The organism is Nonomuraea sp. NPDC049158 (assembly GCF_040648335.1).
Lineage (GTDB): Bacteria > Actinomycetota > Actinomycetes > Streptosporangiales > Streptosporangiaceae > Nonomuraea.
The window spans coordinates 242,998-256,208 of record NZ_JBEZDM010000008.1 but is presented as its reverse complement, the minus strand read 5'-3'; the positions used below and the strand labels follow the sequence as shown (position 1 = coordinate 256,208).

Here is a 13,211-nt window from a genome sequence, read left to right as displayed (position 1 = left end):
GGCGCCACCATGACCGCGTCTATCGTTCGCTGACCATCCGGCTGATCTCGGTCAGCGCGGCGTCAATGCGCGTGCGGGTGTCCTCGGTGCTGTACCACTCCGCCGGGCACTCGTTACGGGCCCGGGTGAGGAGGGCGCGCGCCTCCGCCACGTCGCCGCGTGACAGCTTCACCTCTCCCATGCCGAGATACGCCCAGGCCATCGTCTCCATGGAGCTGTATCTGCGCGACAGCTCGGCGGCCAGCTCGTAATCGGCCCCCGCGCCCGCCGGATCGCCCAGGCTCAGCAGGGCGTCGCCCCGCCGGCACAGCGCCTCGGCGATCTCCGTCCCGGCGCCCAGCTCGCGTGCCATCGCCAGCGCTTCACCGGCCAGGGCGTGGGCTCTGCGGTGGTCGCCCTGCTTCTGGTGCAGGGAACCGAGCCCAGACAGCACCAGCACGGTGCCCCAGCGCTCGCCGATGGCCTTGAACGCCGCCAGGCTCCGCTCAAAATGGTCCACGGCCCGCGCCACGTCGCCGAGCACATCGAGCACGAACGCCGAGCCGGCCATGGCCAGCGCCGCCTGCCACGGGGCAAGACTGGCGGACTTCCGCATGACCTCTCCGTAGGCCTGCGCGAAGTCGTCGGGCGGTCCCGTGAACATCGACAGCAGCATCATCAGGAACTCGACACGCTGCGGGACGTAGGTCAGTGGAAGCAACTCGCGGACCTCCTGCAGATGGGCACGCAGCTCGTCGTCGATCTCTCCGGCCCAGGCGGTGACGAGCACGCACATGACGTACTCCTCCTCCATGCCATCGAACCGGTGTGAGCCCAGCCTGATCAGCACCGCGTCGGCCAGAGCGGCGGTGGCGGTGCGGTTGCCGCGCATCCACCAGTAGCAGGCGCTGTGCGCCAGCAGCCGCAGCGCCGTCTCCAGCCGCCCTGATTCGGTCGCCCAGCGCACCGCCGCGCTGAGATCGTCGCTCTCCTCGTCCAGTTTGGCCAGCCACTCCAGCTGCTTGCGGGTGCGCAGCCGCGCGTCGGCCGCGACGACCAGGTCCAGGTAGTGCGCGGCATGCGCCTCCCGCATCGCCTCCACCTCGCCGGACTCGGCCAGCCGCTCCGCGCAGAACGCCTGGATGGTCTCCAGCATCCGGTAGCGCCCGCCCACGAACTCCACCAGCGACTTCTCCGCCAGCGAGAACAGCACCTCCTCCGGCAGGCCACACACCCGCTCGGCGGCGTCGGGCCGCGCGCCGCCCACGAACACGGTCAGCCGCCTGGCCAGCCGCTGTTCGTCCTCGTCCAGCAGGTCCCAGCTCCACGCGACGACCGCGCGCAACGTCTGGTGGCGGGGCAGCGCCGTACGGCTGCCGCGCGTCAGCAACCGAAATCGGTCGTCCAGCCGCGCCGCCACATCGGACACCGACAGCGTACGCAGCCGCGCCGTCGCCAGCTCGATGGCCAGCGGCAGCCCGTCCAGCGCCCGGCAGATCCGCACCACCTCGGCGGCATTGCCCGCGTCCACGGCGAAGCCCGGCCGGACGGCCGCGGCCCGGTCGGCGAACAGCCGCACGGCCGGATAGTCCAGCGGGTCGTCCGCTTCGGGCGGCGGCAGCCGCAGCGGCGCCACGGGCAGGATCGCCTCGCCGGTGATGCCCAGAGCCTCACGCCCGGTCACCAGCACCCGCAGCCCCGGACAGGCGGCCAGCAGCACGTCGGCCAGCTCGGCGGTGGCCGCGACGAGGTGCTCGCAGTTGTCCAGCACCAGCAGCAGCTCCCGGGCGGCTAGCGCGGTGACCAGCCGCGCGACCGGCTCCATGACCGGTCCCGTCGGCGGTGTGCGCAGGGCGTCGCGAATGCCGAGTGCGGCCAGCACGGCCCTGGGCACATCCGCGACGTCGGAGACCGGCGCGAGCGGCACGAAGCAGAGGTCCCCCGGCTCCTGCTCGGCCGCCTCGATCGCGAGCCGTGTCTTGCCCGCGCCGCCCGGGCCGATCAACGTGACCAGCCTGACGGCCCGCAGGCTCGCGCCGACCTGGGCGAGCTCCTCGGCGCGGCCGACGAAGCTGGTGAGCTGCGCCCGCAGCCCGTGCCGTTGAACGGCCGTGCGTGGCGCGGACGCGCCCAACGACGGGTCGGCCCGCAGCACGGCCAGGTGCGCGGCGGCCAGCTCGGGGCCCGGCTCGACGCCGAGCTCCTCGTCCAGGATCTTCCTGGCCTCGTCGTAGACGGTCAGCGCCTCGGCTTGGCGGCCGCTGCCGTAGAGAGCGCGCATGAGCTGGGCCCGCAACCGCTCCTGCAGCGGGTGGGCGGCGATGAGCCGGCTCAGCTCGGCGACCAGCTCCCGGTGTCGGCCCAGGTCCAGATCGGCTTGCACCCGGTCCTCGACGGCCGCCAGCCGCAGCTCCTCCAACGCCGTCGCGGCGGCCTCGGCGTGCGGGGCGTCGGCCAGCGGAGCGCCCCGCCACAACTCCAGCGCCTCCCGCAGCAGCGTGGCCGCCCGGTCCGGGTCGCCGTCCGCCAGCGCGTGTCCGCCCGCCCTCGCGAGCTGCTCGAATCGCCTCGCGTCCACGTCCTGCGGGTCGGCGATCAGCCGGTATCCAGCCGGGTGGAACTCCACCAGGTCTCTGCCCAGCGATCGGCGCAGCCGGGACACCTGCGACTGCAGCGCGTTGGACACGCCCTCCGGGGGACGAGCGCCGTACATGCCCGCCACCAGTTGCTCCGCCTTTACGATGCGCCCGGCCTGCAGGGCGAGCAGCGTGAGCAGGGCCCGCGCCCGGGGGCCGCCGAGCGCGACGGGCTCGCCGTCTTCGCTCAGCGCGATGGTGGGCCCGAGGATCTGGAAGCGCATGCGTCGATTATCACGGCTGCGGCAGCAGCGCGGCTGCTCGAACGAGGCGTCGCCGGCAGATGATCGCGGCGGCGAGGAGCCCCCGCCCGCGCCGTCAGTCGGCGGTTCGCGCACGGCGTCCGGCCGCAAGCCGACACGGTATGCCGCCGGTAAGTGCGCGGTAGGTGAGCGGTCAGCGCCCGACCTCAAACTCCGGGCATGACTGATTTAGCCAGACCAGCACAGCACCCCACGCCGCCTGCCGTACAGAAGCCGCGACTGTGGAAGCGCCCCTGGGTCGTGCCGCTGATGCTGGTGGTGCTCGGCTTCCTCGCGTTCTCCATTCCGCCCTATACCTCGCTCGATCCGGCCTTGTCTCGCGTGCCGCCGCCGGAAGGCTTTCCTGCCTACTATCCCTTCCTGGCCGCGCACGTACTGTTCTCCTCGGTGGCGTTGCTGACCTGCGGCCTGCAGGTCTGGCCCTGGTTCCGGGAGCGTCACCCGGTCGCACACCGCAGGATCGGACGCGTATACATCTTCGGCGGAGCAGTACCAGGCGGCCTCGCCGGCTTCGTCGTGGGCGCGGCCACCCCATACGGCGATGGCGCGCGAGTCAGCAACATGCTGCTCGCGACGCTGTGGATCCTGTTCACCGTCACCGGATTTCGCATGGTCCGTCAGCACAGGTACGCCGATCACCGCCGGTGGATGCTGCGCAGCTTCGCGCTGACCGCCTCGATCATCACCAACCGCATCTGGGGCATGGTGATGTTCCTCATTTTCCTGCCCGAGTTCGAGACGACCTACGGCAGCGACATGCAGGAGGTGATCAAGGCGTCGGCCGGGGTGACGACCTGGCTTGGCTGGACCGTCCCCTTGATGATCGTGGAATGGTGGCTGGTGGAGCGCGGTCGCGCCCGGCGCCGGACCGGCGCTGGGCGGCGCTCGGAGCCGGCGGCTCCGCCGATGGACGCCGCAGCGGCCCTTGACGCGGATTGATGTACCAAGCGCCAGGAGCACGTAACGCACGGCCCAGCCCGTGCATCCCTTCCTTAGGAGAGTCATGTCCTTAGCCCCGCCTGCCCCTGCACGTGCGCAGGGAGCCGTGCCGCTTACTGGCCGCGCGCTCGCCCCCGACCTCGCGCGGGGCCTCATGCTGCTGCTCATCGCCGTCGCCCACGCGCACATGTACCTGTCCGGCCACCAGACCGGCTTCCGCGGCTACGCCCTCGACGGCGGCCTCGTCGACAGGCTGGTCGCCGGGATCCAGATCCTGCTGGTGGACGGGCGGGCGCTGCCCATGTTCGCAGCCCTGTTCGGCTACGGCCTTGCCCACCTGGCCAACCGGCAGCTCACCGCGGGCAGGAGCTGGCCGGAGACGCGGCGGGTGCTGCGCCGCAGGAGCCTGTGGCTGCTGGCGTTCGGGTTCTGCCACTCCCTGCTGCTGTTCTTCGGAGACATCCTGGGCGCGTACGGGCTGGTGGGACTCGTCCTCATCGGGTTCGTCCGGCGCCAGGACCGGGCCCTGCTGTGGGCCGCCGGCGTCGGGCTGGTTCTGCACGTCGTCATACTCGCCGCGTTCGGCCTGCTCACCGTCTCCGCCCCCAAGGGCGACACGCCCGCCGCCCTGGCTGACCCGGCCGAGGCGCTGGTGATGAGGCTGATCGGCTGGTCGGGGATGACGCCCACGTACTTCGCGGTGAGCGTCGTGTCGGCGTTCCTGCTCGGCATCTGGGCGGCCCGCCGGCAGCTGCTCGAGGAGCCGGCCGCCCATCGGCCGCTGCTCTCCCGGATCGCGGTCATGGGCGTGGGTGCGGCGGTCGTCGGCGGGGTGCCGTTGACGCTCGTGGACACGCGGGTCTGGGCGCCCTCGATGGCGCTCTCCGTGGCCGCGTACGTGCTGCACAGCCTGACCGGCATCGCCGGCGGCCTAGGGTACGCGGCCGTCATCGGGCTCGTCGTGGGCCGGATGCGGCGCGGGACCCCCGGACCGGTGGTCTCCGCCCTGGTCGCGTGCGGGCAGTGGTCGCTCACTTGCTACCTGCTGCAGTCGGTGATCTTCGTGGCGGTGTTCGCGCCGTACACGGGCGGTCTCGGCGCCAAGGTGGGGGACGCCGCCGCCTCAGGGATCGCCGTGGCTGTCTGGCTGACCACCGTGGCACTGGCCGCGGCCTTCCGCGGACGCCGGGGACCGGCCGAGACCGCGCTACGCCGCCTGACGTACGGCTCATGAGGTCGCGCGTTACGGTGACCGGCGGGCGCTGAGGTCCTCAAGGAGATGACCATCAGCCCGGCTACGCTGGGCCGATGGTCTTCCGGCGGGTCCTGAGCCTCGATGACGAAGCCCTGCTGCCGGCCGGGGTGGCGGTCGTCGCGCTCCTGATGGATCCAGCCTTCCGTGGCGAACCTTTCCCTGGACCTCAACGGCCCCTGGCCACGGATCTGCTCAGGCGTGATGCTCTCCGCCTTCGATCAGCCCGTCCAGCGGCGGTCGCGGCACTCTGGACACGTAGTGCACGCGTCACAGCATCGCCGATGCACGGGCGGACCGCCAGGTCGTCGCACGCCGTCCGCCGTAGAACGGCGGCGGGCGCTTCTCCTTCAGTGCCTGATGATCAGCCGCTCCCTCTGACCTGGCAGGTGGTGCCGGCCACCTCGTAGTAGTTCGGTCCCGTCTGCCGCAAGGTCGTGGTCACGAACGTGTTCCACAGGCCCATCGCCTGGCCGGAGCCGTTGGCGTAGGTGTAGCCGCCGGACTGGTGGGCTCGGCCCGCCTGGGTGTGCGCGTAGTTGGTGGCGGTGAAGCAGGGCTGCGGCGACGGGGTGGGGGTGGGCGTCGGCGTGGGGGTCGGCGGTGATCCCGTGTCGAGGCCGAAGAAGTGGGTGTCGTAGGAGGCCGAGCAGATGGTGTCGAGGAAATAGGCGCCCGCCGTGCCGCACTGCTCCGCGGCGCCGCCCGGATCGACCGGCGTGCCGTGCCCCATACCGTCGATCCGGTAGAAGCGGACCTCGCCGCCGCCGTACGTCTCCATCGTGGTGCCGCCGGGCAGGCTCCTCGTCGAGGCGGGAGCCTGTGACAGGCCGAGCACGTCGGTGAACTGGTCCCTGAGCTCGCCGCCGTTGGCCTTGTTGACCACGTAGTCGGCCTGGCCGTGCCAGATCGAGATCCTCGGCCGCGGCCCGGTGTAGCCGGGGTACGCGCCGCGCACCAGGGCTCCCCAGTCCTTGGGGGTCTTGGTGACCGGGCCGTTCATGCAGGTGCTGGTCGAGGCGGGTGGGGAGCAGCGGTACGGCAGCCCCGCGACGACGGAGGCCGCGTCGAACAGCTCCGGGTACGCCGCGACCATGACCGCGGTCATCGCGCCGCCCGCGGACAGGCCGGTGATGGAGATGCGACCGGGGTCGAGCTGGTAGGTGCTCGTCGCGTACGACACCATCTGGGCGATGGACAGCGCCTCGCCCTGGCCGCGCCCGATGTCGCCTTCCTGGAACCACTGGAAACAGTTCGACGGCGGGGTGGTGGCCTCGGGGAAGATCAGCGCGAAGCCGTACAGGTCGGCGAACTTCCGCCAGCCGGAGTTGGTGTAGTAGGTGTTGGCGCTCTGCGTACAGCCGTGCAGGGCGACGACGGCGGGGGAGGCCGCGGGCAGGCCGTCGGGGCGGTAGACCCACATGTTCAGGGCGCCCGGGTTCGAGCCGAACTCCGTGACCTTCGTCAGGGAGGCCGCCCGGGACGGGCGCGCGACGGCGAGTACGGCGAGGATGAGGACGAGTGCCGTCACGGCTCTGACGACGGCTCGGCTGGGGAGTGGAAACATCGGCGACTCCGTGGTTCACACGCCTGGCGATTGCCCGTGACGGTACGTTCCGGGCGAACGGCCTGATATGTGGCATGCACCAGAATTCCCGGACGCGCACATGTGCGTCCGGCCCATACCTCTGTCGCGGCGCTGGACCAAGCACGCCGGTACGGCACGAGCGTGGTCCGTGGCAGGGCGGTCAGCGGTCGGCCGGTGGGTTCCAGTGGGCGATGCGGACCTCGCGCAGCCATGCTTCGACCGTGGCGGCGTCGGGCTGGGCCGGCAGCGGCGTGCGCATGGTGTCGAACGCCTTCTCGGTGGCCGTCAGGAGGTCGTGGGCCTCCTGGGTGCTGCCTGCCGCGACCCTTTCGCCGAAGGCGTGGATCGCCTCGGGGTCGGGGAGCCGGATCGGCAGGTGGCCGGTCTCGTACAGCTCGCGTCCCTGGTGCAGGAGGCGGGCGAGGTGGCGGGCGTGCTTGCTGGTCCGCTTGCGGGTGTCGGCCGAGAACGAGCCGTCGCCGCGCCGGTCGAGGCGCTGGAACTGCTGGGTGGCGTACCCGAGGTAGGCGTCGCGGACGCGCGGGCCGGAAAGGAACGCGGCCCGGATGGCGATCAGCTGGTCACCGAGCGAGGTACGGGTCTCGTACAGGTCGTCGGGCAGCCACACCAGCTCCATCACGGTCGGATTGCCACTCAGCGCGAGGGAGCACCACTTGCCCACCTCGTGGAGCGTCTGGTCGGGGTTCGTGTGGACGATGCTGTCCTTGGGCCGGGACAGACCGACCATGGCCAGCGTGGGGGTGGCGAAGATGCCGAGCCGGTCGACGTCGGAGTCAGGCCCGGCCAAGCCGTAGGCGGTGGAGCCGACGACGCCGGCCAGCAGCACGGTGCCGGGGATGTTGGTCACGGGAGGGTCCTTCAGGGGGTGGTGTTCGGGCAGCGCCCGCAGGGGGTGGGTCTCGTGGGAGCCCCAAGGCAGGTGGTGGGTCTCGTGGGAGCCTCAAGGCAGGTGGTGGGTCTCGTGAGAGCCCCAGGGCTCTAGCCGCAGGGCCAGGTGCGGCGCGTCGTGCGGTCAGCGGGGGACAGGCCCGTCGAAGTGGATGCCTTCCAGGAGGTCGGCGGTCGGCCGGTCCAGGACGTGCGCGCCGGTCGCCGGGCGGGTACGGCCGGCCCGGACCCGGCCCAGCAGCGCCTCCCAGCGGCGATGGTGCAGCGCGAACGTTCGCGTCGCCACGACCCGCCCCCTGGCCTGCTGCCCGGCCAGCGCGTCCGCGGGAGGGGCGTCGAGCAGCAGCAGGTGGAACGGGACCTCCGCCCGGCGCGCCAGCCAGGCGAATCCGTGCAACACGGCGGACCCGCAGCCGCGATTGTGCGCGATCACCGCGCTTCCGCCCCGCAACGCCCGGCCGATACGCCACACGTGCGTCGTGAACACCACCGCGGTACGCACCGGTTTGGGCGCCCAGCCCAGACTCGTGCTCCACCGCAGGCGTGACTGCGCCGAGTCGATCACCACCACCGCGCCCGCCACGACCGGGCGGCTCTCCGTGCCGTCCAGGGCGTACAGGCGGCGCAACAGCGTGCTCTTGCCCGCGCCGGGCAGGCCGGTCAGGATCACCAGGGAGCCGGCCGGGTAGCGCAGCGTCCCAGCGGCCTCCGGAGCCGCCGGCACCGAGATAGTCAAGACCCTCACCCTCACCCCGATAGGACGGACACGTGCGTTGGTCACATTTTGCTGCACGTCAGGTGACAAGAGTGCCGCATTAGCCGCCTTTCCGCAGATCCAGGGGGGATGGCGTTATATCCGGGAGAAAGACCACCCCTGTGCAGCGGGCTGAGGATCAAGGGGCATCGGTCCAGCGGCGCTTTCGCCACGGGAACGGCGCGATGTCGATGCGCGAGTTGACGGAGCCGTCCCACTTGGCCTCGACTCCATGAGCGGTGAGGGTGTCGCACACCTCTCGTGCGATGGCGGCGCTCGCCGCATCGCTCTTCGCGTCGTCGTCCTCGAAAGCTCCGAACGCCAGCATCAGCCCGTTGCCCTGGATCCCGTACTCGAGGTCCTGGCCGTGATAGAAGACCGCGCCGCGGGGCTTCTCCGGCAACTCCGAGGCGGCTTCGAGCGCGTCGGTCCAACCGTCGGACATCGTGAAACCCGCGTTCTGCAACGCGACGACGCCGCGCTCGTTCAGCTCCTCGAAGGCCTGGTCGATGGCGTCGTTCACGGTGGGGGTGCGCCAGGTGTCCTCACGCGCCTGCTCCTGCCGGAACAGCTCTTCCGCGTACGCCTTCAGCTCCTCCAGCAGATCTTCGTCGGTCGTCTCGTCCTCTAGCCAGTCCTCTATGTCATATTCATCGTCAAAACCGCCGAGAACTGCGAGTTCGATCTGCTCCCGTAAGAATGCGCGTTCCGTCGTCGACGCATCCGTACCGTCGTCGGTTTCATCGTCGTCACCATGCATGCCAGGAACCTACATGATCACTCCGACGCCTCTCGCGGCCGCGCGGGCGGCCGGTGAATGTCGATGGTGCGGGCCGCGACGCGTACGCCGACGGTGTCCAGGAGGCCAACCTCAGCCGGCAGCGCCTAAGATGACGGGAAAGCGCTTTCTAGGGAGGGCGTCCCATGATCCGCCAGGGCTCACGCTGATGGCCCCCATCGCGCTGTGCCACACCGATCGCGGCGAGGGCGAGACCCTGCTGCTCGTACACGGCTGGGGCGGTCACGCCCGTACGTGGGCGCCCATCGCCGACGCGCTCCAGCCGGGTCACCGGGTGATCGCCGCCGACCTGCGCGGGCACGGCGGGTCACCGGCGCCCGTGGACGGCTACCGGCCTACCGACCTGGCGGAGGACCTCGTGGCCCTGCTCGACCGCCTCGACGCCGGACCGGTCGTCGCCGTGGGGCACTCGATGGGTGCCCAGGTCGTCACCGCCCTGGCGGTGGAGCACCCCGAACATGTCTCCGCGCTGGTGGTCGTCGATCCCGCCTACGGTGCGGACGCCGCCGAGGAGCGGCTGTTCGCCAAACGGCTGGCCGCCCTGCGGGCCAGGGGCGCGGCGGCCGCCGTCCGCCAGTTCGACACCCTGCCCGCCGACGTACGCGCCCAGCTGCTCGCCACTCCCGGCCACGTGCTGGCCGCCTGCTATGAGGGCATGTACCTGGGCCCGGACGCGTTCGGCGCCCGTCCCGCGACGCGCCGCTACCTGGCCAGGCGCACCCGCCCGGTCCTCTGCGTCCGCTCGCTGAGCGAGCCGGCCGCGTGGGAGTCCTCGATCCCCGCACCTTCCGGGTCACAGATGGTCACGTGGGACGGCACCGGGCATTTCCTGCATCTGGAACGCCCCCAGGCCTTCGCCGGCCTCCTTCACCGCTGGCTCGCCACCCTCCGCCCGCACGCCCGCACGTAGCGATCAACCGAGTGCGTGCACGATCGGCGCCCGCGGTCCCGCCGGACGCGCGGAAGCGCCTGCCCCGCGGCCGGCGAGGCAGGCGCTTGATGATCACAGGTACGGTACGCCTACTGGACGCTCAAACACGGGAACCCGATGCGCTGGCCGTTCTTCCAGCCGCCGACGCAGTACTTCCCGACAACGGCTGCCTCGCTCCACTCCTGGGTGTTGTGGCTATCTCCGGCGTACCACGTTGTTCCGCCACGCCCGGCTGCAGGACCGCCTCGCGGTCCGCCATCATCGGAGCCTTGGCTGACCACGCACTGTCACCGCGCGCCAGCGCCCGAATTCCGCTACGAAAAGGTGCCTTCCGCTCTGTCTTCGCTGCGACCCCAGCAAGTCGCCGCCAAACAGATTAGAAGGCACCTTTTCCCGCTATCTCTTATTTCGCCGAGCAATCAGGCTCGGTGCCAACCCTCGGGAAGAAGAGGCTCCTGCTTCGCCGAAGGGGCCGAGTCGTAGTAGAGGAACAGCGCCCAGTCCCGCCCATTGGTCGCACAGGCCGAATGGTCCCAGGTCCACCAGCCCTGACTGGCGCCCCATCTGCGCTGCGCCTCGCAGGTGCCCTCGTCCGGATAGAAATTGAAGATGTACCAGACTCCCGGAACGGCGTTCGCCTGCGCGGCGGACGGAGCGCTGTCCGCCCACGTGGGCGCGGCCAGTGTCATGCCGGCGGCGGCGAGCGCGGCCGTGATCGCGAGCGTCGTCGCGGCTTTCTTGATCGTTCGCACTGTTCTCTCCTGAGTTTGATTCATCGGATCGAAGATCAGGGGGAGGGGTCGTAGACGATCCAGAGGGCCCATTGGCCGTTGAGGGGCCGGCAGGTGAATCCTCTAGCGCCGTTTTGGTGAACGTATGCCCGGCCGACTTCGGCGCAGCTGTCGAGGCTGGAATACCAGCCGCCCCATTCCTGGTGGCTCTCCACCTGCGCGGGGCCCGCCACTTGCCGGCCCGCCGAGCTGCTCTGCGCCGCGAATGCGGGGACCACGGGAGTCAGCGCCAGGCCCAGGCCGACCACGCCGACGGCTATTCGCCTTGCCATGCGATTGTGCATATTTCATCCCTTCTTCTGGATCGGAAACCCTTAAGCGGGGACGGAGACGCTGAAACGGTCTCCGACCGGCACGGGACTCGTACCCGGAGCGATGATGAGGGACGGTCCCTGGCAGTGCGTTCCTTGGTAAACGGTGACGGCGACATTCGTGCGATTTGTGACATTGTTGAAGGCTGATGTGCTGCTGTAACAACCGGCCGTGGGATTGTTATACACGATTCTTTGCCCGGCGGGGCTGGTGGAAAGAATCAGTGTTCCCGTGGCGGCGTCCGCGGGCGCCGTGATGAGCGCCATGCCTGCGACCAGTGTCGTCATCGCGAGTAACCGTGCTGTCGTTCTCAATGCGACCCTCCTTTTGTCGCGAATCTCCAAGGGATTTCGAGGCTGCGGACATCATGCTCGCCGCTTCGGCTTTCGTATCGCTGGCGTGGGGCTGACATGTCCTTGTGGAAGGAGTCAGCGCGGCGAAAGGGGGTCGGCGCGGGCCATGCGCCGATCGGACGGGGGCCGGCTGCGGCTGGGGGTCAGGGCTTGCCGGACGTCACCCCCATGTGCGGCGGGTTGCGGTGCGCGGTGGGTCGTGGTGCGCGGTGGGTCCGGCGAAAAACGATTTTTCAAGATCCGCCTTTTTTGACCTCTCTTCCGTACACGTTTCGACAGTTGAACGCGGAAGGAGAAGCCATGACCCCACTGCGATCCGTCCCGCGAACACACACCCAGCATGCCTGGCCCCTGCGCGAAGACGTGCAGGCCGTCCGGTATGCCCGAACGGTCGTCCGTGACGCGCTGACCGGACTGGAACTGAGTCCCGATCTCGTCGATGACGCCGTGCTCATGGCCAGCGAATTGGTGACAAATGCCTTTCTGTATGGAGAGGCACCCTATGAGCTGGTGCTTCATGCCGATCCCGAGGAGATCGTGTGCATGGTGGTGGACTGCGGTCCGCCGCTGCCGGTGGCCCGTGTGGTCGACGCCGATGCCGAGCGCGGGCGGGGGCTGTGCATCGTCGCCGCGCTCTCCGAGGGCTTCTGGGGATGTCATCCGCAGAAGTACGTCACCAGTCCGGGGCGTATCGGGAAGGCGACGTGGTTCGCGTTGCCGTACCGGCGTCCCAGGATGCCGGCCGTACGGCGGGGCGGTCTGTTCGCGGGGAGCGGGCCCGGTAGCGCCGCCTAGCACCTAGCCGCCGGAGCGGGAGAGGAACGGGCGCTGTGGGGGCGCCTGTTCGATCCGCCGGTCGTTCACAGCGACACGCCGCCGGTTTTAATGCGATGCCGTGTGCCGGGGATGCGTGGTTGGGTGGGTCCCATGGATGCCCCTCGCTTGCTGGCCTGCCTGGCCGACGAATACGGCCTGCTCAGAGCCGCGGCCTCCGCCGCGCCGGACGCGGCGCCCGTGCCGAGCTGTCCGGGGTGGACCGCCGCCGATCTGGTCGCGCACATCACAGAGGTCTACCTGCACAAGGCGGAGACGATACTGCGCGGGGAGTGGCCGACGCCGTGGCCGCCCGATCTGTCCGGTGAGGAGCCGTTCGCGGTGCTCGACCGGGCCTATGCCGAGCTGATGGCGGAGTTCGCCGCGAGGGCCCCGGAGGAATACGCGCTCACCTGGTACGACCCCGACCAGACCGTCGGGTTCTGGATCAGGCGCATGGCCCAGGAGACGGTGATCCACCGCGTCGACGCCGAGCTCGCGGCCGGCCTGCCCGTCACGCCCGCCGCCGACGACCTGGCCCTCGACGGGGTGGACGAGGGGCTCAAGGTGATGCTCGCGCACGAGTTCGCCCACTATCCCGAGAGTTTCGCCGAGGCCGTGCGCCCCGACCTCGAGGGGGCGATCGCGGTCGTCAGCGGAGAGCGCGCCTGGCTCGTACGGGCCACGCCCACCGAGGTCACCGTCACGGACGAGGCCGCGGACAAGGCGGTCGACCAGGCGCGGACCGTCGTGTCGGGGGCGCCCGACGAGTTGCTGCGCTGGGTGTGGGGCAGGGGCGGCGAGGTGTCGGTCACCGGCGACCCCGAGCAGGTCACCTACCTGCGCCGGCTCCTGTCCCTCGCGACCCAGTGACCCAGTAGCGCTCTCCGGC

The 13,211-nt window shown here is 70.4% G+C and carries 12 protein-coding genes; 5 read left to right on the top strand and 7 right to left on the bottom strand.

Going from position 1 to position 13,211, the window contains the following annotated elements; genetic code table 11:
- Positions 1 to 19: 19 nt before the first annotated feature.
- Positions 20 to 2,839 carry a BTAD domain-containing putative transcriptional regulator gene (locus AB0B61_RS20105; protein WP_358433671.1) on the bottom strand — a complete coding sequence of 940 codons (2,820 nt, stop codon included), beginning with the start codon at positions 2,837 to 2,839 and terminating at the stop codon, positions 20 to 22.
- A gap of 288 nt (positions 2,840 to 3,127) precedes the next feature.
- On the opposite strand from AB0B61_RS20105, the gene AB0B61_RS20100 reads away from it, so the two are divergent.
- Both AB0B61_RS20100 and AB0B61_RS20095 read left to right on the top strand, forming a co-directional pair.
- Complete coding sequence (locus tag AB0B61_RS20100) at positions 3,128 to 3,817, top strand: DUF2306 domain-containing protein (RefSeq protein WP_358433669.1); 690 nt, start codon at positions 3,128 to 3,130, stop codon at positions 3,815 to 3,817.
- A gap of 106 nt (positions 3,818 to 3,923) precedes the next feature.
- A complete protein-coding gene (locus AB0B61_RS20095; protein ID WP_358433666.1) occupies positions 3,924 to 5,051 on the top strand; it encodes a DUF418 domain-containing protein in 1,128 nt (375 codons plus the stop codon).
- Positions 5,052 to 5,433: 382 nt separating this feature from the next.
- On the opposite strand, the gene AB0B61_RS20090 is transcribed toward AB0B61_RS20095, so the two are convergent.
- The 4 genes from AB0B61_RS20090 to AB0B61_RS20075 form a co-directional block, all read right to left on the bottom strand.
- The gene (locus tag AB0B61_RS20090; RefSeq protein WP_358433664.1) at positions 5,434 to 6,600 is read right to left on the bottom strand and encodes a PHB depolymerase family esterase; all 1,167 of its coding nucleotides are present in this window, start codon (positions 6,598 to 6,600) and stop codon (positions 5,434 to 5,436) included.
- A gap of 217 nt (positions 6,601 to 6,817) precedes the next feature.
- A complete protein-coding gene (locus tag AB0B61_RS20085) occupies positions 6,818 to 7,525 on the bottom strand; it encodes a nucleotidyltransferase domain-containing protein (RefSeq protein ID WP_358433661.1) in 708 nt (235 codons plus the stop codon).
- Positions 7,526 to 7,690: 165 nt separating this feature from the next.
- Positions 7,691 to 8,302: an AAA family ATPase gene (locus tag AB0B61_RS20080; protein ID WP_358433659.1), complete on the bottom strand. Its 612-nt coding sequence runs from the start codon at positions 8,300 to 8,302 to the stop codon at positions 7,691 to 7,693.
- Positions 8,303 to 8,459: 157 nt separating this feature from the next.
- Positions 8,460 to 9,080: a hypothetical protein gene (locus AB0B61_RS20075; RefSeq protein ID WP_358433656.1), complete on the bottom strand. Its 621-nt coding sequence runs from the start codon at positions 9,078 to 9,080 to the stop codon at positions 8,460 to 8,462.
- A gap of 187 nt (positions 9,081 to 9,267) precedes the next feature.
- Here AB0B61_RS20075 and AB0B61_RS20070 point away from each other — a divergent pair, with 187 nt between their 5' ends.
- Entirely contained in the window at positions 9,268 to 10,029 is a 762-nt protein-coding gene (locus AB0B61_RS20070; protein WP_358433654.1) for an alpha/beta hydrolase, read from the top strand.
- Positions 10,030 to 10,469: 440 nt separating this feature from the next.
- Here AB0B61_RS20070 and AB0B61_RS20065 read toward each other — a convergent pair whose 3' ends face one another.
- Both AB0B61_RS20065 and AB0B61_RS20060 read right to left on the bottom strand, forming a co-directional pair.
- On the bottom strand, positions 10,470 to 10,802 hold the full coding sequence (locus AB0B61_RS20065; RefSeq protein ID WP_358433652.1) for a hypothetical protein: 333 nt from the start codon (positions 10,800 to 10,802) through the stop codon (positions 10,470 to 10,472).
- A gap of 35 nt (positions 10,803 to 10,837) precedes the next feature.
- Positions 10,838 to 11,113, bottom strand: a complete 276-nt coding sequence (locus AB0B61_RS20060; RefSeq protein ID WP_358433649.1) for a hypothetical protein — start codon at positions 11,111 to 11,113, stop codon at positions 10,838 to 10,840.
- 693 nt (positions 11,114 to 11,806) lie between these two features.
- On the opposite strand from AB0B61_RS20060, the gene AB0B61_RS20055 reads away from it, so the two are divergent.
- Both AB0B61_RS20055 and AB0B61_RS20050 read left to right on the top strand, forming a co-directional pair.
- Positions 11,807 to 12,301 (top strand): ATP-binding protein, encoded by a 495-nt coding sequence (locus tag AB0B61_RS20055; protein ID WP_358433646.1) that lies wholly within the window; start codon positions 11,807 to 11,809, stop codon positions 12,299 to 12,301.
- 132 nt (positions 12,302 to 12,433) lie between these two features.
- Positions 12,434 to 13,192 carry a maleylpyruvate isomerase family mycothiol-dependent enzyme gene (locus AB0B61_RS20050; RefSeq protein ID WP_358433643.1) on the top strand — a complete coding sequence of 253 codons (759 nt, stop codon included), beginning with the start codon at positions 12,434 to 12,436 and terminating at the stop codon, positions 13,190 to 13,192.
- Positions 13,193 to 13,211 lie beyond the last annotated feature (19 nt).

Coding starts and splice junctions, on each gene's coding strand:
- AB0B61_RS20105 (WP_358433671.1), bottom strand. CDS start 2,839: ATGCGCTTCCAGATCCTCGGGCCCACCATCGCGCTGAGCGAAGACGGC.
- AB0B61_RS20100 (WP_358433669.1), top strand. CDS start 3,128: ATGCTGGTGGTGCTCGGCTTCCTCGCGTTCTCCATTCCGCCCTATACC.
- AB0B61_RS20075 (WP_358433656.1), bottom strand. CDS start 9,080: ATGCATGGTGACGACGATGAAACCGACGACGGTACGGATGCGTCGACG.
- AB0B61_RS20070 (WP_358433654.1), top strand. CDS start 9,268: ATGGCCCCCATCGCGCTGTGCCACACCGATCGCGGCGAGGGCGAGACC.
- AB0B61_RS20060 (WP_358433649.1), bottom strand. CDS start 11,113: ATGGCAAGGCGAATAGCCGTCGGCGTGGTCGGCCTGGGCCTGGCGCTG.
- AB0B61_RS20055 (WP_358433646.1), top strand. CDS start 11,807: ATGACCCCACTGCGATCCGTCCCGCGAACACACACCCAGCATGCCTGG.
- AB0B61_RS20050 (WP_358433643.1), top strand. CDS start 12,434: ATGGATGCCCCTCGCTTGCTGGCCTGCCTGGCCGACGAATACGGCCTG.